Genomic DNA, 22,422 nt, shown 5'->3' with positions numbered 1-22,422 from the left:
TTTCTAGAGTATAGCCCCAAGTCCTTGGGGCTTTTGTGATTAAACACCCCTTATTTCTATACAAGAAATTATAAAAACACCCTTTATTTTGTTACAAATGCTATTTATAACTACCTTTATTCTGTTACAAAAACCAATACATGGCCTTCTATAGACATGCAATGAAGTCCCTAGAGGACTGGAAAACCCGCAAAAACCGCAAGCCCTTGGTTCTTCGGGGAGCCCGCCAGGTGGGAAAAACGACCCTTGTACAGGAATTTGGGAAATCCTTCGATGTCCTTATTTCCCTCAACCTGGAAAAATCAAGGGATAAGACCTTTTTTACCCAATTCGGGGAGGTGTCTACCATCATGGAGGCCCTTTATCCGGCCCATAATATAATACCCAAGGAAGGCCAGGACATCCTACTCTTCATCGATGAAATCCAAGAGGAACCCAAGGCCATCCAGTTATTACGCTATTTCTATGAAGAAATACCCGATTTGCATGTCATCGCTGCTGGATCTTTGTTGGAATTTGCTATTCAGGAGGTGGAAAGTTTTCCCGTGGGACGTATCGAATACCTATACCTGTTTCCGCTGAATTTTTCGGAGTATTTACAGGCCATTGGTCACTATACTGGGTTTATGCAATTGGAAACGGCTCCCGTTTCCCCCATTGCCCATGACACCCTTTTACAACTTTTTCATCGGTATGCCATTCTTGGAGGCATGCCCGAAATCATTCAACGCACCATCGATGGGGAAACCTTGTCACAATTACCGCGTACCTATGAAAGTATTTGGGGAACCTATAAGGAAGATGTGGAAAAATATACTTCGAACGCCACGGAACGAAAGGTCGTAAGACATATCATGGATACGGCACCCATGTATCTCGACCAACGCATAAAATTCCAAAACTTTGGGAATTCCAATTATCGTTCCCGAGAGGTAGGGGAGGCCCTACGAAATCTAGATGCGGCCAAGATCATCCAATTGATATACCCTACCACAGACTTGACACCACCCATAAAACCCAACCTCCGAAAATCCCCAAGGCTCCAGTTCTTGGATACAGGACTTGTCAATCATGCCCTGAACATTCAAGGCCAATTATTGGGCCTGTCGGATTTAAACGATGCCACAAGGGGAGGTATCATCCCCCACATGATTACCCAGGAACTGATTTCCTTGCAAACGATTCAGTATCATAAACCCCATTTTTGGGTACGGGAGAAAAGCCAGGCGTCCTCGGAAGTGGACCTGGTCTTTTCCTATAAGTATATGGTCATACCCGTTGAAATCAAATCGGGGCCTACAGGCTCCCTGAAATCCCTGCATCAATTCATGGATCGGGCACCCCATCGTTATGCCATCAGAATGTATGCGGGTAAGTTTAAAATAGAAGAAGCGGTAACCGACAAAGGGACTAAGTTTATATTAATGAATGTACCCTATTATGTAGGATCTATGCTGCCTAAGTATGTTCAAATCCTCACAAAGGACAATGACCAAATCTAAATGAGCCCGCTATTATTTTCCCTTACAATGGAATTTTAAGAAATGAGGAACGAATCTCCTTGGAAAAGGACACCATTTGTGCAATGCTTTTGAAAAAAAAATCTTCGTTGTGCCAAAAATAGGTACCGAAGGTTTTCTGTGAAAATTTTACAAAAAAAAAGAGGGCATCCACAAATGCCCTCTTTCTTAGCTAATCTCAAATGGTTTTAGTATCCAGGATTCTGAGTTAAAACCCCGCCACTCTGGTCAATGGCATTAATGGGTATAGGAAACAAATCATGTTTTTCCTGGTAGGTTCCATACCGACCATAATCGGACAGGTAAATATCCTCCGCCTCATTTTGAATATATGTGTTGATAACGGATTGGGCTATTCCCCATCTTCTCAAATCAAATAAACGATGTCCTTCCATTCCCATCTCCAAACGTCTTTCAAAGCGAACGGCTTTCCTGGCAAAATCTTGGCTAGGAAATGAGGTGTAAAGCTCAATCTCATAGTTAGCAGCAGATCCCGTGCCATCTACATTTTGAACATAGGTGGTATTTTTGGCCCTATTCCTTATCATGTTTACATACTCCAATGCAGTTCCCAAATCAGGTGTCGATTTTTCAACAGCGGCTTCAGCGGCCATTAATAGCACATCCGCATATCGTAGCACATTGTAATTGATTCCGAGACCAGTCGGATCCCCAACCTCCAGTACCACGCTGGGCATCTACTTCATCGGCCTGATACATATTTTTCTTTGGTAGGTAAGGCCCGGAAACGTCCGCAAATGTAGCTCTGATCCATTCCTTACCTGGATTAAGTCCGAAACCATTGTAGTCTATACCTCTTCTACCGACAGTATAATCCAATCTCGGGTCCACAGGCCCATCGTGAATGGTAAATGGCTCGGAACTATTGATACCGTAATCACTTTTTACGTCTGTATCGGCATACGTGTCCAAAAGTGGCAATCCACCTTCCGTCTGATAGGCATTAACCAAATCCTGAGTCGGTTGATAAAAACCGCAACAAGTTTGCAAAGGTCACCCCCTGGGAAGTTTAATGTACCGGCACCGTTCCCATTAAAGGACCTACCATCATCCGCAGAAAACTGAATGGCAAACATGGATTCAGGGCCGTTCTCCCCAGCATAGTTGAAATTATCCACAAATTCGGCATTTAAACTATACGGACTATTGAGTACCACATCGTTCAATACGGTAAATGCTTGATCCCATTTGCCTTGATAGAGATATGCCTTCCCTAAAAATGCTTTGGCCACCCAAATATTTGCTCTTCCTATTCCCGTATCAGGACCTAGGTTGGCAATAGCTGCCTCAAAATCGGCCTCAATTTCTGCCCAAATTGGGCCAGGATTGGGTTGGTTGAACTCTTGATTCACTAAATTCTCCACAGAAATAAAGGGAACATTTCCCCGAATTTTTGGAGTTCGAAGTTATAGTAGCCCCGTAGAAAGGATGCTTCCCCAAACTGTGTAGAAAAATCCCCGTCCTCTATTTGATTGATCAGGTCTAATACCGCATTACAGCGGTTAACACCCCCAAAAAGGGCGCTCCATCTTCCCAAAAACCAATTGTTACCTGTTTCCCAGTTCAGTACTTCTATTTGAAATAGGGCTGTATTATCGGCATCGGTACTTCCTCTATGCGCATCATCAGAGGCGACATCGGTCCACCAGTTATCACCACCGGCCGCGACACCTTCTCCTTGTCTATTGATTCGCTCACCATCCAATACGGAATAGGCGGCCACTAATTTCAAATCGACACCTGTGGCGTTTTGAAGCGCGTCATCCGAAAGTGCACCAATGGCCGGTTTATCGGTAAAGTCTTCACTACAAGCCGCTATGAGCATGCCCGTAATCAATGTTAAATAAATTAATCTCTTTTTCATTTTTTTAAAATTTTAAGTTTACTCCAAAAGTATATATGGACGCCAATGGATAATTGTTGTTGTCCACACCTATAGTCAAGTTGTCAATGCTGCCATTTACGAATCTTGGCTGAATTTCCGGATCAACACCGAATAATTCGTGATGGTAAACAGGTTGGTTCCTTGTAAATAAAAACGAATACTGTCCATACCCAACATACTTGATACGTCCTCATTAAAGGAATAACCAATTTGTAGGTTCTTTAATCGCATATAGGAACCATCTTCTACATAATAGGTATTCGGACCTCCCTCATTATTGGTGATACTCTGACTAAGAGCTGGCAAAGAGGCATCCAAATTGTCCGGAGTCCATGAATCCAATACCCTGGTACTTCTGTTTCCATTGAAGAACGTAGGGAAGTCAGAATATACCTTGTCATTGAAATAGATCTCAGCACCTTGAGAACCGGCAAAAAAAGCGGACACATCAAAGCCTTTATATCCTGCGGTTAAGTTGACACCATAGGTAAAGTCAGGATGCGGATTTCCTATAAAGGTCCTATCATCATCATTGATGGTTCCGTCATTGTTCAAATCCTTGTACTTAAACCTTCCCACACCATCCGCGGGGGTAGCGAACCCTTGGTCAGCACTGGAGGCTACTTCTTGCTCGGAGGCAAAGATACCATCGACCACACGACCATAGAAAGAGGATATCGGTTCACCTTCCTGCGTTCTTGTGACGGTACCAGAGGTTCTGAAACCACCAAATCCAGGTTGAAAGGCACTAATCAAATCTATCACCTCATTTCTATACGAGGAGAAATTGACGTTTACTCCATATCGGAAGCCTGATTCTGTTACATCGGCATAAGAAAGACTCGCATCAACACCCTTGTTCTGTATAGAACCCAAATTCACATAGGGTGGTGCCGCATCGATAGCGGTAGAACTTATCAAACTGGCATCCTGATTGATCAAATCCTTCGTGGTTATAATGAAATACTCCCCGGTAAGGTTTAGTTTGTTATCAAAGAATCCCAATTCCAAGCCGATGTTTGTTGTCTCACTGGTTTCCCATCTCAAATTTGGATTTCCAACGGCATTCAAGATAGCTCCGGCAGTAGCGCCACCGCTACCATTGAATACATAATTGGCAAACTGCTCACTCAACACCGAAATGTTCGTGGTAGGATTGTTTACGGGCAATGTTTGATTACCCAATTGTCCCCATGAACCTTTAAACTTCACCCTACTGACCAAAGCATCTTCAGGATAGAAGTTTTCCTCACTAAGAATCCAACCGGCACTGAAGGAAGGGAAAATATCACTTTTGTTATCCCCTACGAATCTCGAGGACTTGTCCTGTCTCAGGGTTCCGGTTAACAAATACCTTCCGGCAAAATTATAATTGATGGTACCGAAAAGAGAGAATAACGAGGAACCACCATCATAGGCAAAATTGACATTCGGCGCGCCTCCACCATTACTTAACAAGTAGTAATCTGGGGATTCAAAAAAGTAATCGATCCTGCTGATCTCCTTTCCTTTTTGAGAAACATCCAAAGCTTCCATACCGATTAGGGCATTGATGGAATGATCACCATAGGATTTATTGAAATTCAACGTATTGTTCCAAACCCATTCGTATCGATCATAATCCTGCTCCGTCATGGTATTGGTAGCCAAAGGCTCTGAATGCTCGGCCATAATTTCTGAAACCTTCTATCGTTATATGCGTTGATAGATCCACCAATCGATGTTTTGAACATCAAACCGTCGGCAATATCCAAAGTGGCATAAATATCCCCAAATACACGTAAGGATTTTGTAAAGTTATCACCAGCCCTTAGTAGCGTGGCTACAGGATTGGTTGGATTCGACAAGCCCGTATCATTACTATAGGTACCGGCGAAATTCCCATTATCGTCATATACCGGAACCAAAGGGGAGTTTCTGTAAGCAAATTCCACCTGGGAACCCCCTCCATTGTTTCCGGTAAAGGATATATTGGTATGCTCCCCAACCTTAATACGGTCTCCAATCCTGAATTCAGAGTTCAAACGCGCAGATCCACGCTTGAATCCAGTGGCCAATTGAATTCCTTGACGATTCAAGTAACTCGCTGAAAATAGATATTTAGATTTATCACTACCATTTTCAAACGTCATGGAGGCACTCCGGGTAGGAGCCGACCGGTAAATTTCATCGAACCATCGTGTTCCATTCGGGTTTACAGTGACATCCACAGGAGTTCTTTGAAGCATATCCGGTACCACAGGTGTTGGACCATCACCATATTGGGCATGTGAAGGCGTACCACCATCGTTCCTGATACTCTGGAAAATCATCTCGCCATGCTGTTGGGCATTCAACATTTCAGGGACATTTCTCGCATTGGAAAAACCAGTATACATATCCAAGGATATTCTTGCGGTATCCATGTTGTATCCCCCACTTTTAGTAGTAATGATGACAACCCCATTGGAAGCCCTAGCTCCGTAAATGGCGGCCGCCCCATCTTTTAATACGTTGATCTGCTCGATGTCACCTGGATTGATAGTATTTAGAATACTTGCGTCATCCGTTTGGACTCCATCTATGATATAAAGAGGGTCGTTGCTGTTACCAGTACCATAACCCCTAACTCTAACCACGGGTGAAGAACCCGGAGCTCCGCTATTCGTAATGGTAACCCCGGTAACGCGCCCTTCCAGTGCCTCTGCAGCACTGACAATCGGCGCCTTGGTAGCTTCCGAGACATCCACACTACTGACGGATCCTGTTAAGTCACCTCGGGTTTGAACGGCATATCCGGTAACAACTACCTCATCCAGTGCCGCAGCATCTTCGGTCAAGGTAACGTTTATGCTTGTTTGTCCATTTACCTGAACCTCCTTGATCCGAAATCCAATGTAACTTACTACCAGCGTAGCCCCATCGTCTACGGTCAAGGAGTAATTTCCATCAAAATCCGTTTGGGTACCATTCGTGGTTCCTTTTTCAACTACGTTGGCGCCTGGTAACGGCTGACCCGCCTCATCTATAATCATACCTGAGACGGTAGATTGGGGCGTTGGATTGGAAACCTCTATGGTGATACTCTTTTCATCATGGGCCCATGACATTCTTGGTCCGAAAATCATCAGCAGTAGCGCAAAACCTAAAGGTAGCCGAATGCGCTGTACCTTAGGTTTTAAAAAACATTTGTTGGGTTTTTGCTTCATAATTTGTTTTGATTTAAGTTAATTTTTGAGTTTAAGTGATCGGCCAAAAAAATCGATGACTTCTTGGCCATTGATGAGTGTTTTTCAAGTGTTGGTCCTTACGTTTTCATAATTAGTTGTACTGGTAATTAGGTAGCGTGTAAAAATTATCTATTTAAAGGGTGTATACGTTTTATGGTCTTTGTTACTTAAAGAGGACAGGGAGAAACTCAGTAAGGTATTTTCTCCAAGAATACCAATCATGTCGTCCGTCATCCTCTTTATAGGTATATCGTAACCCAACTTCTTTATAAAGTTCATTAAGCGGCGTAACGGTTTTATACAGAAAATCCTTTTTACCCATAAAAACCCAATATTCGGAAGGTTGGTTCTCTTTTAAGGATTGAAGTTGCGCAATATGATTTTCCTTGCTGTAGTCATTGTTACCACGAAAGGAAGAAAAGAGACCCATGCTCATGACTCCTATATACTTAAACTTATCTCGGATAGGCATTGGTTATATTACTGGGTTTGATATCCGCCCATCGAAAACCCTGTGATGGCCCTATTTTGAGCATTGTCCTTAACCCTGTAATTTTTTTCCACGAAGGGTATTACATCCTCAACCAAGCTTTTTTCGAATTTTTTAGATGCCATCGTGTTGATTCCAGGCGCTTCGGGAACCCCTCTGTCAATGGACATATCCAAAGGGGCCGCGTAATTTTTGGGATCACCGTTTGTAATGACGACAATCATAGGCTCCGCTTCGTTCTTCGCTATCATATTATCCAAAATGTAATTGGCTCTTCCTCGGGTTATCCAACCATCTTCGTCGCCCCCTCCACCATGAAGGAGGTACAGTACAGGGTAACTTTTAGAGGTATTATCATATCCTGGCGGGGTGTATACATACATGCGTCGCTGGCTGCCCGTAACAGGGGAATCATACCATAAGGATGTTACTTTGCCATGAGGGACTGACTTGACATCATAATAGTCCGCTTGATCTCCTGGGATCATAAGCCTATTCTCAATATGGGTGCCATCACGTGTGACTTCCTTATTGTTGGGATCCAATACACGGATACCATCCACAAGAAAGGTATACTCATACATTCCGGAGGGGAGAGGCCCCAATGTTAATTCAAATATGGAATCCTTTTTCTCCATGGGTTGGACATAGTCATATTCACTGGGCCATGTGCCTGAAACGGCCACAGTCTCAAGATTAGGAGCCTTTAAACGAAAGATTACCGAATTATCCGAAAGTACTTCCGGTGATTTTGGCGCCGAAGGTTCTTGACTATATAAAAAGGAAACAAACCCACAAAAAAGGATTCCCATTCTCGTCTTACGCAGCATTATTTTTATTTTTTTCTCAATTTTATTATTACGAAAGTATAAAATAATAATAGAAAAATATAATAATAAATTAAAATATTAATAATTAGGAATAGATAATTATATCAAAAAGAAAAAATAGAAGTTGGAAATATGTGATATACACATTTGAGATAGTGTTCCCTGAACTAAATATTTTACCCATTCTATTGTAAAGGGCAGTATAACCATAATACAATGACCTGAAGTAGTGGGCGAGGGCATGTTCATTAATCCATGCTTCAAGGGCAAGGACTAAAATGAATAGATAAAAACTATTTTATTTAGCTTTTAACTTATTTTAATTTTCATTTGTTTTTTATTTTTTATATTTGAAAACGCTTAAAATGATAATTAATCGTAAGTGTTTGAAAAGTATTTCTTTTCGAATACGAAAGAAATGTTTTCGTAGGAGCATTAATTTACATTCATCCTTGGCATGAGTAACCATGGTTGGCCAACTTATAATTAAATCATTGTTTTAAGATTGTAATCATTCTTTCATTACGCGATTAGGTTGAATTAAATGAGAGATGTTGTTAGTTTAAGTAAGGCCCGTCATCCTATTGATGGGCCTTGTTTTTTTAAGTTTTTTTATTTGAATCCGTTAACACCTTTCTAAAATATTTAAGACATTCTTAACAAAATCCTTATATTGTAATGTAATTTTGTGTTTCCTTGATCACATAATTTACACTTTCTTTTATTTTCGAATATTTATTATTAATTTTGATGCGTGAAATATATGGCATTACTCTCAAACGTTAGAAGGGATAAAATTTTAGAATTAATTAGAGAAGATGGCTCCGCCAAGGTTGTAGACTTGGCGAAAATTTTTAAGGTAACGGAGGTAACCATTCGCAATGATCTCGAAAAATTGGAGAAAAAAGGACTGATCGTGAAGGAACACGGTGGAGCTTTTCTGAAAAATATTAAATCTCAAGTAGAGGCCTTGTCCCTTGCAAATAGGGAAAATATGGAGCAGAAGGAACGAATAGCAAATAAAGCAATCGAATTTATCGAGCCTGGTGATACAGTGATATTGGACTCCGGTACTACAACGACTGAAATTGCCAAGAAAATGATAGGTTTGAGGGACATTACCGTTATCACCAATGCCCTGAACATCGCCGTTATGTTGGGAACGGAAAAGGGTATCGAAGTCATCATGACCGGTGGTGAATTCAAACCACCGACCTTATCCCTTACCGGACAGAAGGCGGCCGATTTTTTTGAGGGACTCAACGTGCAAAAACTGTTTTTGGCCACAGCCGGTATTTCATTAAAATCGGGTTGACCTACCCGAGTATCAGTGATTTGGTGGTTAAAAAGGCCATGATCGATGCTGCGGATATCACCTATTTGGTGGCAGATAGTAGTAAGGTAGGAAAAAATGCCCTTGCAAGTTTGGGAGCCCTTTCCTTAATCGATTATCTCATCACTGACGACGGGTTGGAGCAGAAATACAAAAATGTTTTTAAAGAGAATGAAATTGAAATCATTACGGCCACATAGCACCAAAGAAAATCTCTTTTTTTAAACGCTTTAAGCAAATTTTATTAAAAAAATAGTAAAGCGACCGGATGGATTTTCCAATTGCCTTGCATGACCGGTCATGCACTATTGTAATTATATGAAATATTAAATATGTCAAAGACGAACCTATCCATAGGAATCATCATAGGAAATCGGGATTTTTTTCCGGACAGTCTTGTGGAAAAAGCCGAACCGAAATTCCGGAGGTATTTAAAAAACTAAGCCTTACTCCTATTTTATTGGAAACGACCGATACCAAATTGGGCGGTGTAGAGGTCTATAAGGACTCACAGAAATGTGCCGACCTGTTCAAAAAGCACAGGGATGAAATTGGAGGTATTCTGGTTTTATTACCCAATTTTGGGGATGAAAGAGGGGTGGCCGATACTTTAAAATTAGCCAACCTAAATGTACCGGTCTTGGTACAGGCCTATCCTGATGAACTTTCCAAAATGAACGTTGTAAACAGACGTGATTCTTGGTGCGGAAAAATATCGGTCTGCAACAACCTGTATCAATATGGTATAAAATACTCGCTAACGAGTGGGCATGTAATGTCCCCTGCCGAGGAAGCCTTCCAAAAAGACCTTTTGGATTTTGTAGCGGTTTGTAGGGTGGTCAAAGGATTACGGAATGTTCGTATTGGTGCCGTGGGTGCCCGTCCAGGAGCCTTTAACACGGTGCGCTATTCTGAAAAGATACTTCAAAGAAACGGTATTACGGTAACCACGGTGCACCTATCCGAAATACTGGGGAAGGCGGATAAATTGACAAAGGACGATGCTGCCGTAAAACAACATCCGGAAGCTATCAATTCCTATGCCCCAAAGGGAAAAACACCTGATGCGGCCATGATCCAAATGGCCAAGTTGGATGTGGTCCTCAATCAGTTCGTAGAGGAGTACGCCTTGGATGCTACCGCCATACAATGTTGGACATCGCTACAGCAGAATTTTGGCTGTAACGTATGTACTAGCATGAGTATTATGAGCGAAAACATGCTTCCTTCGGCGTGCGAGGTGGACGTTACCGGAACTTTGAGCATGTATGCCATGCAATTGGCATCCGGCGCTCCAAGTGCCTTGGTGGATTGGAACAACAATTATGCGGATGACCCCAATAAATGTGTGTTGTTCCATTGTGGTAACTGGGCCAAATCCTTCCTTCCGGATATTGAAATCAGCAATGCCCCTATTCTAGGGAATTCTGTTGGGGTGGAAAATACCTATGGTGCCTTGGATGGAAGAACACCGGCCAATCCTTTGACCTACGGAAGAATCAGTACGGACGACCCCAAGGGAATTATAAAGGCCTACATTGGGGAGGGCGAACTTACGGACGACCCTCTGAAAACCTTTGGCAATAGGGCCGTTGCCAAGATAAACGACCTACAGGGATTGATGAACTACGTCTGCAGAAACGGGTTTGAACATCATGTGGTCATGAATGCTTCCAAAACCGGAGCGGTATTGGAAGAAGCTTTGGGCAACTATATGGGTTGGGAAGTTTACAACCACAAATAACAGCGAATGACGGACAAAGAATTAAAATTAAAATCGGTATACATACGAAAGACGCTTTTAAAGTATATCTATAAAGCGAAAGCTGGCCATACGGGCGGGAGTCTTTCCTGTACCGATATATTAAATGTATTATATAACCGCGTGTTAAACGTCGACCCTAAAGATTTTAAGAATCCAAACCGTGATCGATATATCCAAAGTAAGGGCCATTGTGTAGAGGCCCTATTCGTAACCTTGGCGGACCGTGGCTTTTTTCCAATGTCTGATTTGGATGAGTTATGCAGCTATCAGTCGCATTATATCGGCCACCCCACCAAAAAGGTACATGGTGTAGAGCAAAACACGGGTGCCTTAGGGCATGGATTGCCCATTTGCGTAGGCGAGGCCATCGCCGCCAAGTTGGATGAAAAATCGCATCGTACCTTCACCCTCATGGGAGACGGCGAACTGCCTGAAGGATCCAACTGGGAAGCTTTTTTGGCGGCCGCACATTATAAACTGGACAACCTTTACGCTATCTTGGACTATAACAAGCAGCAAATTACAGGTTCCAATCAAGAAGTAATGAATACGGATTCCGTCAAGGACAAATTGGAAGCCTTTGGTTGGTCCGTTCAAGAGGTAGACGGGCATGATGTACTGGCCTTGGAAAAAGTACTGAACAACGGTCCTTTTGAAAAAGGAAAGCCAAATTTCATTATCGCACACACGATTAAGGGAAAAGGAATTAGCTATATGGAAGGTAACCTGCAATGGCACCATGGGGTTCCAAGTCCTGAACAATATGAGTTGGCCCAAAATGAACTGTCGCAAGCTGAGGCATTAATCTAGATTTACATGGAATTAGATAAAATAGAGGAAAAGGATTTAAAAATGGGCATTGCCAATCAGGTCACCTTCTCAAATACTTTGATGAAACTTGCCGAAACGGACAGAGACCTTATTGTCGTCACAAGTGACTCTAGGGGGTCGGGAAAGTTGGTGCCCTTTGCGGAAAAATTCCCAAAACAGATAGTCGAAGTAGGTATTGCCGAACAGAATCTGGTGGGTGTCGCCGCCGGACTCGCATCCGCAGGAAAAAGGCTTTTGCAGTTTCCCCTGCCTGTTTCTTAAGTGCCAGGGCACTGGAACAGATCAAGAATGATGTCTGTTATTCCGATAATCCCGTAAAATTGGTTGCCATCAGTGCGGGAGTGAGCTATGGAGCCTTGGGAACCACTCATCACAGTTTGCATGATTTTGCTGCGCTACGTGCGATTAATAATATTACCATAGTCGCCCCGGCAGATAACTTTGAAACCGAGCAGGCGGTAAAAGCGGCTATTGCCCATGAAAAACCATTGTATTTAAGGTTCGGAAAAAAGGATATGCCCTACTTGGGAGATGCTGATAAAACCTTTGCCTTTGGTAAAGGAAGAATCGTTCGGGAAGGGACGGATTTGGCCATTATTGCGAACGGTGAGACGGTCTATCCCGCCTTGTTGGCAGCCCAAAAGCTCCAAGAGAAATTGGGATTGGAAGCTACGGTAGTAAGTATGCATACCATAAAACCATTGGATACCGAATTACTCGAGCAATTAGCCAAAAACGGGCGTCCGATCATTACCGTGGAAGAACATATGATCTATGGGGGCTTGGGAGAGGCATGTGCCTCCCATTTGTTCCAAAAGGGCTACCATAATCCATTCAGAATTATGGCCATTCCCGATGAATACACCGTAACAGGATCACAAGGTGATATTTTCCGTCATTATGGTATATCGGAAGACGGAATATTCCAAAGTGCTACCGACTTACTTAATAACTAAAATCATTATGAAATCACTGATCAAATTCTCACTTTTTTTAATATGTCTTCTATCCGGAACGATAACACTCTTTTCCCAAAGCCATCGACTATTGGTGCTAACGGATATCGAGGCAGATCCGGACGATGCCCAAACTTTGGTTAGATTATTATTGTATTCCAATGAAATCGATATTGAAGGAATAGTGGCAACTACCTCCGTACATCAAAAAAACAAGGTTGTCCCTGAAACCCTTAAATCAATAATCAATGCTTATGGGAAAGTACAACCCAATTTGCTCAAACACGAAGAAGGTTTTCCCGAAGCTCAAGTTTTATTGGATTTGGTCAAACAAGGCCTACCGGTGTATGGCATGGAAGGTGTGGGCAAAGGAAAGGATTCCGAAGGGTCGGATTGGATCATAAAAGTTTTAGAGGAAAAGGACGATAGACCGGTGTACATTTCTGTTTGGGGAGGTCCAAACACCTTGGCGCAAGCGCTATGGAAAATCAGGGATACCAAAAGCAAAAGAGAGGCCAGTAGGTTAATTTCCAAAATGCGGGTCTATACCATTTCAGACCAGGACGATAGTGCGGCATGGATACGGAAAGAGTTTCCTGAACTCTTTTATATCGTAAGCCCAGGAGGATATTTTGGTGCCACATGGATAGCCATAAATCGACCTGTGCAGGGAATTGATAATACGACCATTAGCAATTCTTGGATAACCGAAAATATTCAGCAAAACCATGGACCTTTAGGTGCCATGTATCCGAGATGTAGCCTATGGTATGGAAGGGGATACGCCATCTTGGCTTTCGGTAATTCCCAACGGACTTAACAATCCGAGAAAAGCCTGATTGGGGTGCATGGGGTGGCCGTTATGAACTATACAGACCGGATTCGGTACCACAAGGACGTGCAGGAGGTGTTCCCATTGGGCAGGAAACCGGACCAATATGAATCAACGTTGATGATACATATAGTCCAATAATTCCAAATGAATTTGGAAGAGCGGTAAGAAAGGACACCTTGACATTTACGGACAACAAGGTCACATTATGGCGCTGGAGGGACGATTTTCAAAATGACTTCGCCGCACGTATGGATTGGTGTACCCAATCCTTTGAAGAGGCTAACCATCCACCAGTACCGGCCCTTGGACATGACGACGAAATAACGGTGAAATCCGGTGAAATATTCGGATTGGATGCCAGTGGCACTACCGATCCTGATGGTGATGGTTTAAGCTATTTTTGGTTTCAGTATCCGGAGGTGGGGAGCTATAATAAGGAAATAACCCATGGGCTTTCGGACAATTTATATTTCGTTCACACCATCAAGGCACCCGAAGTGAGCAAACCCGAGACAGCACATTTCATCCTCAAGGTAACGGATAAGGGTACACCAGCCCTGTCTCGATACAAAAGGGTTATAGTGAATATAGTTCCTAAATAGCCCTAGTATGTCCCGAAGGATAAATCAAGGTAGAACCCTAATAATTTCACTCCTGTGCTTACTATCGAATGATTTTACGGAAGCCCAATACTTTAGTGAGAAACCTAGGGTATTCGTGCTAACCGACATTGAAAACGAACCCGACGATGCCCAATCCTTGGTACGATTTTTAACCTATAGTAATATGTGGGATGTTGAAGGTATCGTAGCGACAACCTCGTGCTGGCAACGGGATAAAACGGCGGAGTGGCGTATTCATGAAATTATCGACGCATACGCCAAGGTCAGAGAAAATCTCGAGATTCATGAAAGTGGTTACCCTACCTACGACTATCTAAGAAGTGTTGTGAAAATTGGAATTCCAAAGTTTGGTATGGAAGGAGTAGGTGAAGGACAAGATTCGGAAGGTTCGGAGTGGTTGATAAAAGTGCTCGAAAGTGAAGATGACCGTCCGGTTTATATCCAAGCTTGGGGCGGGGCCAATGTTTTGGCACAGGCACTTTGGAAAATGCAGCGAACCAAAACAGCTAATGAGTTAGCTGGTATCATTAAAAAAATAAGAGTATATACCATCTCGGACCAAGACGATTCAGGGCCATGGATTAGAAAGAATTTTCCCGGTATCTTCTACATTGTGAGTCCAGGATTCGAAGAAAATGGTGGCGGACAATATCATTATGCAACATAGTCCGGTATTTCCGGGGATAAATTCCATGGACGATTCAATGGTCCTGATTTTTCAATTGTAGACAATCCTTGGTTAGATAAACATATACGTAAAAACCACGGCCCCTTAGGTGCTGAACATCCTCATACCGAATACCTTATGGAAGGCGATACCCCTTCCTTTCTTGGTTTGGTCAATAATGGATTAAGCCATCCGGAACATCCAAACTACGGCAGCTGGGGTGGTAGGTACGAGCTATACATTCCTCCATATAAAAAGTATATGTATCAGGAGGAGAGCAGACCTATATGAACCAATACGGTTGATGAAGTGTATAGCGAACAAACACAATCCTATCATACCAGCAATCACGCTACTATATGGCGGTGGAGAGAAGCCTATCAACACGATTTTGCCGCTCGTATCGATTGGAGCAATTCCCCCAAATATGAAGATGCTAATCATCCCCCTGTAGCTAAATTGAATCATGAAAATGAAATATTAGTTCATTCCGGAGAAACCGTTACTTTAAGCGGACAAGCTTCTACCGACCCTGATGGCGATGTTTTAACCTACAAGTGGTTTGTTTATAATGAGGTAGGAACGATGAATGTAGGTCGTCGAGGTGTAATAGAGTTACAAAATGCGGATACCCATTCGGTAAGTTTTGAGGCTCCCGCTACTGATAAGGTTGAAACCATACATGTAATACTTCAAGTAACCGATACTGGCAGCCCCAGTTTAACAAGATATCAAAGAGTGATCGTTAATGTAATTCCAGAATAATATGCGTATGAAGAACTTATTCTTTGCTAGTTTTTGCATTCTAGTATTAGTGGCGTGTAACCGTTCAGAGAAAACCCAGGAAAATAGTAAAAAGAAAATAGCGGTCATCATTTCGACCTTGAATAATCCATGGTTCGTTTTTTTGGGGGAGGAGGCCGCTTCAAAAGCCCAGGAATTGGGTTATGAAACAAAAATATTCGATTCTCAGAACAATACTGCCTTGGAGGCAGACCATTTCGATAATGCCATTGTTTCCGGTTTTGATGCCATACTGTTTAATCCAACGGATGCAGATGGAAGTATCGTCAATGTAAAAAGAGCTAAAAATGCGGGCATACCCGTTTTTTGTATGGATAGGGAAATTAACTCATCGGATGCGGCGACCTCACAAATATTATCGGATAGCTATTCAGGTAGTGTGTCCATAGGGGCCTATTTTGCAAAGCAGCTAAATAAAAAAGGGAATTATGTCGAACTGTTGGGCCTTGTTGGTGATAATAACACTTGGGCCCGTTCCAATGGGTTTCATTCCGTAGTGGACAATTATCCAGGGTTAAAAATGGTAGCGCAACAAAATGCGGATTTTGATCGTAGCAAGGCATTGGAAGTGATGGAAAGTATTATCCAGGCAAACCCGGATATTCAAGCCGTATTTTGTGGAAATGACTCCATGGCGATGGGAGCATATCAAGCTTTGGTAGGGGCTGGAATGGCTGATTCGGTGAAAGTCTTTGGATTTGATGGAGCTGATGATGTGGTTGATGCCATTCAGGAAGGAAAAATAGCGGCAACAGGAATGCAATTTCCAAAGGTTATGGCGGAACGTGCCGCTATATTTGCCGATCAATATATTAAGGGAAAACGTGATTTTGCTCAAAAAATACCGGTTGCCGTCGAGCTTGTTACAGCTAAAAATGTCAGTAATTATGCGGCCTACGGTGAATAAAGAAACTTCATTTAATTTATACCGATGAAATTTACAAAATATATTTTCACGGGTTTTCCTAGTCCTATTGTTGGGATACTTTTCCATTACTATTCGTCCTATTGGAGACCCTTTAGGGGAACAGACCACCTTCGATGCTGAAGAGTACGCTGAAAATTTGTTAAAATCCGTTTTACCAAACAACTACGATAATGCCATTCCGTTGAACGAACTTGTGGCACAATTGAAAATAGATAGTGATACGGCCTTTCAGAAATGGTCGAACGCAATCGCTTTGGGGGACGTGGGTTATTTTCTAATTAGCACTTCAGGGATCGTTAGCGAGATAAATGAAAATGAAGTCCTGTTGGTGGACAGAAACAATATCGATGCGCATCTCCAAACCGAATTTATCTATGGCAATGCTATTCGCGATGCTTCAGGGTTGATAGATAATAAGGAGTTCCGAATACTTCGGATTTAAACGCCCTTGCCGCTGCCTTAAATGAAATTGTCAGAAACGAGATGATACCCCCATTCCTAGAAACCGTAAAATTAGGTGACTCGGTGGTTATAATTGGAGCCGTGGAAATGAATAAAAAGTTTCCCTCTTTCTCCCAAATTGAAATACAACCTATACAAATCCGAATACAATAATGCTGGAGGCCAAGAATATAACCAAGCGTTTCGCAGGTGTTACTGCATTAAAGGACGTGCAATTGCACTTAAAGGCTGGCAAGGTCACCAGTATAATAGGGGAGAACGGTGCGGGCAAATCGACTTTAATGAAGATTTTGAGCGGGGTGCATCTCGACTATGAAGGTGATTTGTATATGGACGGTGAAAAAGTAGTTTTCAAAAATACTAGAGATGCCCAGGATGCAGGAATTTCGATCATTCACCAAGAACTCAACTTATTGCCCCAACTAACTGTCGTAGAGAACATTTTTCTCGGGAGGGAAATAAAAACGCTACTGGGTTTTTTGGATGAGAGGGAAATGCAACGTAGAGCAAAGGTTCTTTTGGAAAAGGTGCAATTGAGAGTCGATCCCAATACAAAGGTAAAGGACCTTAAGGTAGGGGAACAACAACTGTTGGAAATTGCTAAGGCATTACTGCTTGATACGAAAGTCTTGATCATGGATGAACCCACCTCGGCGGTATCGGATTCGGAAGCTGAAATTTTGTTCAATATTATCAAAGAGCTTACAAAAGAAGGGAAGGCAATTGCATACATCTCGCACAAAATGAATGAAATATTTACCATGTGCGATGATTATGTGGTATTACGAGATGGACAATTTATAGGGGCGGGCCCAATTCAAGGGGTGAAGGAGGACGACTTAATTAAAATGATGGCGGGCCGGGAAGTTAAGTTGCATCGGCATAATGAAGATGTACCGAGAGAACAATCATGAAAAGGTGTTGGAGGTAGACGGGTTGAAAATACCGGAATTTGAAAATTCTACAGGTATTTCTTTTCATTTAAAAAAAGGAGAGGTACTCGGGGTGTTTGGCTTAATGGGCGCAGGAAGGATCGAACTTTTGGAAACAATTTTTGGACTACACCCTAAAGACGTTTCCGGGGAGGTGAAAATTGATGGAAAACCTTTGAAATTGAAGTCCCCCCTAGATTCAATAAAGGCGGGCATGGCTTTGGTCACGGAGAATAGAAAGCGTGATGGTATCATTCCAGGTCGCGGATGTCAGAAAAAATATTGGACTGACCACCGTAAATTCGATGTCGAAAAGGGGAGTCATAGTTAAAAAAAAGGAGAGGGCTTTGGCAAAAAAATATATTGAAGGGCTCAGAATAAAAACAGATTCCGATTTACAGCTCATTAAGAACTTGAGCGGCGGAAACCAGCAGAAGGTTATTTTGGGCAAATGGTTGGCGACGAATCCAAAAATCTTGATTTTGGATGAACCCACAAGGGGAATTGATGTCAATGCCAAGAGTGAAATCCACAAATTAATAAACCAGTTAGCTTCTCAAGGGATGAGTGTTATTATGGTATCCTCAGAGTTACCGGAAATTCTTGCGGTCAGTCATCGGATCTTGGTACTCAGTTCGGGACACCTAACAGGGGAGTTTTCAATTAACGAAGCTAACGAACAAAATATACTTAAAGCAGCAATAGTCTAATGATAGCAACGATAACGAAAGAAAGGTTAACCAAATTCCAACCCCTTATAGCACTTTTCATAATGTGTATTGCTATAAGTTTACTGTCAGAGAATTTTTTGACAGTCGATAATGGCTGGAATATTTTACGTCAAATATCTATTAATATATGTATTTCAGTGGGCATGACCTTGGTTATTTTAACCAAAGGTATCGACCTGTCAGTGGGTTCCATTTTGGCTTTTGCCGGTGCCGTTGGAGCTGGACTTTTAAAATTTGGTATCGATATTCCCTCTGAAGGCATTAATATAGGTTTTACACTTTTAGGAGGTATTTTGGCGGCCATCTTGGTAGGTGGCATATTAGGATGGTTCAATGGGTTTGCCATTACAAAATTCAAGGCACCCGCCTTCGTTGTGACCCTAGCCATGTTGACCATGGCAAGAGGATTCACGATGTTGTATACCGGTGGTTTTCCAATAAATGGTTTGAGTGAGAGTTTTGGATTTATAGGAACAGGTTGGTTCCTTGGGGTGCCCTTTCCCGTGTGGATAACCTTGGTAGTGGTACTGTTGGCCGTATTTATGACGAATAAAACAGCTGCGGGACGCTATATCTACGCTATCGGGGGTAATGAGAATGCTGCCCTTTTATCCGGTATCAATACCAAACGCGTAAAAATTATCGTCTACACAATTTCCGGTATAACGGCAGCGATAGGTGGGCTTATGCTGACATCAAGATTGGATAGTGCACAACCCAATGCCGGATTGAGTTATGAACTGGATGCCATAGCGGCAGTGGTCATTGGCGGGACGTCATTAAGCGGTGGTAAGGGAACTATTTTGGGTACCGTTTTGGGCGCTTTGATAATTGGTGTACTGAACAATGGCCTGGTTCTATTGAACGTAAGTCCCTTTTGGCAACAGGTGGTCAAAGGAGCAGTTATTTTATTGGCGGTAATAATGGACAAAACTAACAAGGAATAATTATGTACCTCCTAGCTATCGATCAAGGTACAAGCAGTACCAAGGCAATTTTATTCAACAGTGAAGGAAAGGTAGTTAAAAGGGCCGTAGCGGATTTAAGGACTGAGTATTTTCCGGATGGCAGGGTCGAGCAAAATCCAATGCATATAATCAGCAGCGTTGAGACCGCATGCCGTCAACTTTTAGAGGATATTGATGCGACAAGAATAACATCCATAGGTATTAGCAACCAGAGAGAGACCTTCGTTCTTTGGGATGGCGATGGTAAACCGGTCTATCCCGCTGTAGTTTGGGCCTGTAAAAGATCAACTTCATTGTGCGAAAAGCTGAGGACTAAAATGATTGGTTGAGAAAAAAAACAGGACTATTGATGGATCCTTATTTTTCTGCAAGTAAGCTTCTCTCGGATAATGGAGAATGAACCGGAAATAGCATCGAAAATTACCCAAGGGGATATTTTTTTTGGTACTGTGGACACTTGGTTATTGTATCAATTGACCAATGGTGAACAATTTTTAACGGATCATACGAATGCTTCTAGAACCCTTTTATTTAATATTCACGAATTGCAGTGGGATAGTGAAATTTTGGAGACCTGGCAATTGGATGCCTTGAAATTTCCAGAGATTAAATCGTCCTCCCACACTTATGGGAGTACCGATGTATTCGGTCTTATACCTAATAAGGTCCCGATTACCGCAATGATTGGTGATTCCCATGCGGCGATGTTCGGTGAGGCATGTTTTAAAAAAGGGGATACCAAGATGACCTTGGGCACAGGATGCTCCCTGCTCATGCATTTAGGTGACACTCCATTGCCCTCCAAAAATGGGTTGTTGACCACAATTGGTTGGAGTGTGGGTAATACTGTGGCATATGCCTGGGAAGGCGCTATTGTATCCTGTGGCTCAATGATAGAATGGCTAAAAGGTCTAAATATTATAGCCAATGTTGAGGAAACAGAAGAAATGGCACGTAAAGTGGCCCATGATTGCGAGGTGTTGCTAATCCCTGCATTTAGTGGGCTAGGAGCCCCATTTTGGCAGATGGATCGAAAGGCCAGTTTCCATGGTATCACGTTCGGCACAAAAAACGAACATTTAGTGGCGGCAACTTTAGATGCAATCTGTTTTCAAATAAAAGCGGTAATAGATGCTATGGAAGGAGATTTGGGACATGCTGTACCGCAATTAGCTATGCATGGGGGACTTTCCAAAAATAAGTACATAAGGCAAACCTTGGAGCATTTATTGCACGTCCATATTACCTTACAGGATAATAGTGATATATCGGCACAAGGAGCAGCTTACTTAGCTGGTCTTACGGACGGAACATTTAGGGATTTGGAACATATATCCGAACTAAGAACTACCATTCCATTAGATACCTCTGAGGCGGTAACATCGCTTAATACAAGATATAATTCGTGGTTGGCACGTGTAAAACAACACCAATAAACTAATTCATATGAATTTAGAACAACCCAAGCTGATGAATAGCCAAATTGTCTTTCTCATCGCCATATCCTTTTATGGGTTTTTAGGTAGGGCTCAACGCTCAGTGCCAAATTACAAGCCATTGGAAATCTTGGAGGATAACTCAGTAAAGTTTCGAATTAAAGCGCCTGATGCACAAAATTTAGTGGTTTGGGGATCCTGGGATCCCACCCAACGCATTCAAATGGTCAAGAACGATAGCATTTTTGAAGCTAAAGTTGGGCCGTTACCCTCAGATGTTTATGAATATGAATACGTGGTTGATGGTGTTTCTGCATTAGATCCCAACAATAAAATGGTCACCCGTGATGGGGCATGGATCATGAACATGCTTAAAATTCCGGGTGAAGGTGCATCAGTCTATTTGTCCAATGAGGTACCGCATGGCACCGTTCAATCGATTTGGTATGATTCCCCTACCTTGAACAGTAATCGGCGTATGCACATATACCTACCTCCGGGCTATGAAAAAAGCGACAAAAGCTATCCTGTGCTGTACTTGCTACACGGTGGCGGTGGTGACGAAGAATGTTGGTTGAGCAGAGGCCGCACCAACTTTATTTTGGACAATCTGATTGCCGAGGGAAAAGTAGAGCCTATGATAGTGGTGATGCCCAATGGTAATCCCGATACCCCTGCGGCACCTTTGAGCAGAAATCCGGTTGTACAAACCGAGTCCGGAATTGGCTCCATGGCCTCGCAACGATTTGAAAAAAGTTTAGTGAACGACATTGTTCCTTATATCGAAAAGAATTTCCGTGTAAAGGCAACGCCGGAAAATAGGGCCGTTTCCGGATTTTCCATGGGAGGGTATCAGACCCGTAACATCACCAATGCAAATCCGGAAATGTTCAAATACATCGGAGTTATGAGTATGGGACTGTTTTCGTCTTTCAATGCCAGTACCGGAGGTAATTATGACAAAGCGGCCCATGTTGCACAATTGGAAGCACTGAAAAAAGCCAACCCGAAAATGTATTGGATCGGAATGGGAACCAATGACTTTTTGTATGAAACCGGGGTAAAACTGCGCGAGTTATACGATTCCATCGATTTTCAATACACCTATCGCGAAAACAAGGGTACACACGATTGGCAGTCCTGGCGCTTGTACCTAAAGGAAATTGCCCCACAATTGTTTAAATAAAAATCAAGAA

The 22,422-nt window shown here is 42.5% G+C and carries 23 protein-coding genes and 5 pseudogenes; 20 read left to right on the top strand and 8 right to left on the bottom strand.

Annotation, left to right across the window (positions count from 1 at the left end; all coding sequences use genetic code 11):
* Positions 1-140: 140 nt before the first annotated feature.
* Positions 141-1,502: an ATP-binding protein gene (locus NYZ99_RS15265; protein WP_260572127.1), complete on the top strand. Its 1,362-nt coding sequence runs from the start codon at positions 141-143 to the stop codon at positions 1,500-1,502.
* A 206-nt stretch (positions 1,503-1,708) separates the two neighbouring features.
* Here the strand turns inward: NYZ99_RS15265 and NYZ99_RS15260 are convergent, their stop codons facing one another.
* From NYZ99_RS15260 to NYZ99_RS15225, 8 genes are all read right to left on the bottom strand, one after another.
* Complete coding sequence (locus NYZ99_RS15260; RefSeq protein WP_260572126.1) at positions 1,709-2,161, bottom strand: RagB/SusD family nutrient uptake outer membrane protein; 453 nt, start codon at positions 2,159-2,161, stop codon at positions 1,709-1,711.
* Positions 2,124-2,492 carry a hypothetical protein gene (locus tag NYZ99_RS15255; protein ID WP_338039048.1) on the bottom strand — a complete coding sequence of 123 codons (369 nt, stop codon included), beginning with the start codon at positions 2,490-2,492 and terminating at the stop codon, positions 2,124-2,126. Before NYZ99_RS15255 ends, NYZ99_RS15260 begins: the two co-directional genes overlap by 38 nt.
* Positions 2,426-2,905, bottom strand: coding sequence for a hypothetical protein (locus NYZ99_RS15250; protein ID WP_260572124.1), 480 nt, complete (start codon positions 2,903-2,905; stop codon positions 2,426-2,428). The genes NYZ99_RS15255 and NYZ99_RS15250 overlap by 67 nt, the downstream gene beginning before the upstream one ends.
* Positions 2,893-3,405, bottom strand: a complete 513-nt coding sequence (locus tag NYZ99_RS15245; protein WP_260572123.1) for a RagB/SusD family nutrient uptake outer membrane protein — start codon at positions 3,403-3,405, stop codon at positions 2,893-2,895. Before NYZ99_RS15245 ends, NYZ99_RS15250 begins: the two co-directional genes overlap by 13 nt.
* Positions 3,406-3,501: 96 nt before the next feature.
* On the bottom strand, positions 3,502-5,097 hold the full coding sequence (locus NYZ99_RS15240; protein WP_260572122.1) for a TonB-dependent receptor: 1,596 nt from the start codon (positions 5,095-5,097) through the stop codon (positions 3,502-3,504).
* Positions 5,058-6,614, bottom strand: coding sequence for a SusC/RagA family TonB-linked outer membrane protein (locus NYZ99_RS15235; protein ID WP_260572121.1), 1,557 nt, complete (start codon positions 6,612-6,614; stop codon positions 5,058-5,060). Before NYZ99_RS15235 ends, NYZ99_RS15240 begins: the two co-directional genes overlap by 40 nt.
* Before the next feature lie 184 nt (positions 6,615-6,798).
* Positions 6,799-7,107, bottom strand: coding sequence for an alpha/beta hydrolase (locus NYZ99_RS15230; protein WP_260572119.1), 309 nt, complete (start codon positions 7,105-7,107; stop codon positions 6,799-6,801).
* Positions 7,108-7,115: 8 nt separating this feature from the next.
* Entirely contained in the window at positions 7,116-7,955 is an 840-nt protein-coding gene (locus NYZ99_RS15225) for an esterase (RefSeq protein ID WP_260572117.1), read from the bottom strand.
* A 763-nt stretch (positions 7,956-8,718) separates the two neighbouring features.
* Here NYZ99_RS15225 and NYZ99_RS15220 point away from each other — a divergent pair.
* From NYZ99_RS15220 to NYZ99_RS15130, 19 genes and pseudogenes are all read left to right on the top strand, one after another.
* A pseudogene (locus NYZ99_RS15220) lies at positions 8,719-9,488 on the top strand (DeoR/GlpR family DNA-binding transcription regulator).
* A gap of 260 nt (positions 9,489-9,748) precedes the next feature.
* The gene (locus NYZ99_RS15210; protein ID WP_260572112.1) at positions 9,749-11,032 is read left to right on the top strand and encodes an L-fucose/L-arabinose isomerase family protein; all 1,284 of its coding nucleotides are present in this window, start codon (positions 9,749-9,751) and stop codon (positions 11,030-11,032) included.
* 6 nt (positions 11,033-11,038) lie between these two features.
* Complete coding sequence (locus tag NYZ99_RS15205) at positions 11,039-11,863, top strand: transketolase (RefSeq protein WP_260572110.1); 825 nt, start codon at positions 11,039-11,041, stop codon at positions 11,861-11,863.
* A gap of 6 nt (positions 11,864-11,869) precedes the next feature.
* Positions 11,870-12,145 carry a transketolase family protein gene (locus NYZ99_RS15200; protein WP_260572107.1) on the top strand — a complete coding sequence of 92 codons (276 nt, stop codon included), beginning with the start codon at positions 11,870-11,872 and terminating at the stop codon, positions 12,143-12,145.
* The gene (locus tag NYZ99_RS15195; RefSeq protein WP_338039461.1) at positions 12,031-12,840 is read left to right on the top strand and encodes a transketolase family protein; all 810 of its coding nucleotides are present in this window, start codon (positions 12,031-12,033) and stop codon (positions 12,838-12,840) included. The genes NYZ99_RS15200 and NYZ99_RS15195 overlap by 115 nt, the downstream gene beginning before the upstream one ends.
* Positions 12,785-13,543, top strand: a pseudogene (locus tag NYZ99_RS15190) (DUF1593 domain-containing protein); the annotation flags it as partial. The gene NYZ99_RS15195 and the pseudogene NYZ99_RS15190, both read left to right, overlap by 56 nt.
* 67 nt (positions 13,544-13,610) lie before the next feature.
* Positions 13,611-13,679, top strand: a complete 69-nt coding sequence (locus NYZ99_RS22150; RefSeq protein ID WP_338039460.1) for a hypothetical protein — start codon at positions 13,611-13,613, stop codon at positions 13,677-13,679.
* 172 nt (positions 13,680-13,851) lie between these two features.
* Positions 13,852-14,277, top strand: coding sequence for a PKD domain-containing protein (locus NYZ99_RS15185; protein WP_260572102.1), 426 nt, complete (start codon positions 13,852-13,854; stop codon positions 14,275-14,277).
* Between the two features lie 7 nt (positions 14,278-14,284).
* Positions 14,285-15,256 (top strand): annotated as a pseudogene (locus tag NYZ99_RS15180) (DUF1593 domain-containing protein).
* An 18-nt stretch (positions 15,257-15,274) separates the two neighbouring features.
* Positions 15,275-15,730 (top strand): PKD domain-containing protein, encoded by a 456-nt coding sequence (locus NYZ99_RS15175; protein ID WP_260572099.1) that lies wholly within the window; start codon positions 15,275-15,277, stop codon positions 15,728-15,730.
* Between the two features lie 7 nt (positions 15,731-15,737).
* Positions 15,738-16,676: a D-ribose ABC transporter substrate-binding protein gene (locus tag NYZ99_RS15170; protein WP_260572096.1), complete on the top strand. Its 939-nt coding sequence runs from the start codon at positions 15,738-15,740 to the stop codon at positions 16,674-16,676.
* Between the two features lie 67 nt (positions 16,677-16,743).
* Positions 16,744-17,312, top strand: a pseudogene (locus tag NYZ99_RS15165) (DUF2291 family protein).
* Entirely contained in the window at positions 17,312-18,073 is a 762-nt protein-coding gene (locus NYZ99_RS15160) for an ATP-binding cassette domain-containing protein (protein WP_260572091.1), read from the top strand. Before NYZ99_RS15165 ends, NYZ99_RS15160 begins: the two are co-directional and overlap by 1 nt.
* A complete protein-coding gene (locus tag NYZ99_RS15155; protein WP_260572089.1) occupies positions 18,051-18,422 on the top strand; it encodes an ATP-binding cassette domain-containing protein in 372 nt (123 codons plus the stop codon). The genes NYZ99_RS15160 and NYZ99_RS15155 overlap by 23 nt, the downstream gene beginning before the upstream one ends.
* A gap of 16 nt (positions 18,423-18,438) precedes the next feature.
* A complete protein-coding gene (locus NYZ99_RS15150) occupies positions 18,439-18,801 on the top strand; it encodes an ATP-binding cassette domain-containing protein (RefSeq protein WP_420845134.1) in 363 nt (120 codons plus the stop codon).
* Positions 18,802-18,965: 164 nt separating this feature from the next.
* On the top strand, positions 18,966-19,769 hold the full coding sequence (locus NYZ99_RS15145; RefSeq protein ID WP_420845133.1) for an ABC transporter permease: 804 nt from the start codon (positions 18,966-18,968) through the stop codon (positions 19,767-19,769).
* 2 nt (positions 19,770-19,771) lie between these two features.
* A pseudogene (locus tag NYZ99_RS15140) lies at positions 19,772-20,443 on the top strand (FGGY family carbohydrate kinase); the annotation flags it as partial.
* 27 nt (positions 20,444-20,470) lie between these two features.
* Positions 20,471-21,226, top strand: a complete 756-nt coding sequence (locus NYZ99_RS15135; RefSeq protein ID WP_338039458.1) for an FGGY-family carbohydrate kinase — start codon at positions 20,471-20,473, stop codon at positions 21,224-21,226.
* Between the two features lie 10 nt (positions 21,227-21,236).
* The gene (locus NYZ99_RS15130; RefSeq protein WP_260572083.1) at positions 21,237-22,412 is read left to right on the top strand and encodes an alpha/beta hydrolase-fold protein; all 1,176 of its coding nucleotides are present in this window, start codon (positions 21,237-21,239) and stop codon (positions 22,410-22,412) included.
* Positions 22,413-22,422: the final 10 nt, after the last annotated feature.

It is taken from the genome of Maribacter litopenaei (assembly GCF_025244665.1).
Lineage (GTDB): Bacteria > Bacteroidota > Bacteroidia > Flavobacteriales > Flavobacteriaceae > Maribacter > Maribacter litopenaei.
Note: the sequence above shows the minus strand (reverse complement) of the source record. Positions and strands in the feature narration are given on the sequence as shown.

What these genes read in the sequence shown, in the direction of transcription:
- NYZ99_RS15160 (WP_260572091.1), top strand. Translation starts at nt 17,312, where the DNA reads ATGCTGGAGGCCAAGAATATAACCAAGCGTTTCGCAGGTGTTACTGCA.
- NYZ99_RS15130 (WP_260572083.1), top strand. Translation starts at nt 21,237, where the DNA reads ATGAATTTAGAACAACCCAAGCTGATGAATAGCCAAATTGTCTTTCTC.
- NYZ99_RS15205 (WP_260572110.1), top strand. Translation starts at nt 11,039, where the DNA reads ATGACGGACAAAGAATTAAAATTAAAATCGGTATACATACGAAAGACG.
- NYZ99_RS15135 (WP_338039458.1), top strand. Translation starts at nt 20,471, where the DNA reads ATGATTGGTGATTCCCATGCGGCGATGTTCGGTGAGGCATGTTTTAAA.
- NYZ99_RS15155 (WP_260572089.1), top strand. Translation starts at nt 18,051, where the DNA reads ATGTACCGAGAGAACAATCATGAAAAGGTGTTGGAGGTAGACGGGTTG.
- NYZ99_RS15265 (WP_260572127.1), top strand. Translation starts at nt 141, where the DNA reads ATGGCCTTCTATAGACATGCAATGAAGTCCCTAGAGGACTGGAAAACC.
- NYZ99_RS15230 (WP_260572119.1), bottom strand. Translation starts at nt 7,107, where the DNA reads ATGCCTATCCGAGATAAGTTTAAGTATATAGGAGTCATGAGCATGGGT.
- NYZ99_RS15240 (WP_260572122.1), bottom strand. Translation starts at nt 5,097, where the DNA reads ATGGCCGAGCATTCAGAGCCTTTGGCTACCAATACCATGACGGAGCAG.
- NYZ99_RS15245 (WP_260572123.1), bottom strand. Translation starts at nt 3,405, where the DNA reads ATGAAAAAGAGATTAATTTATTTAACATTGATTACGGGCATGCTCATA.
- NYZ99_RS15225 (WP_260572117.1), bottom strand. Translation starts at nt 7,955, where the DNA reads ATGCTGCGTAAGACGAGAATGGGAATCCTTTTTTGTGGGTTTGTTTCC.
- NYZ99_RS15200 (WP_260572107.1), top strand. Translation starts at nt 11,870, where the DNA reads ATGGAATTAGATAAAATAGAGGAAAAGGATTTAAAAATGGGCATTGCC.
- NYZ99_RS15235 (WP_260572121.1), bottom strand. Translation starts at nt 6,614, where the DNA reads ATGAAGCAAAAACCCAACAAATGTTTTTTAAAACCTAAGGTACAGCGC.
- NYZ99_RS15170 (WP_260572096.1), top strand. Translation starts at nt 15,738, where the DNA reads ATGAAGAACTTATTCTTTGCTAGTTTTTGCATTCTAGTATTAGTGGCG.
- NYZ99_RS15145 (WP_420845133.1), top strand. Translation starts at nt 18,966, where the DNA reads ATGACCTTGGTTATTTTAACCAAAGGTATCGACCTGTCAGTGGGTTCC.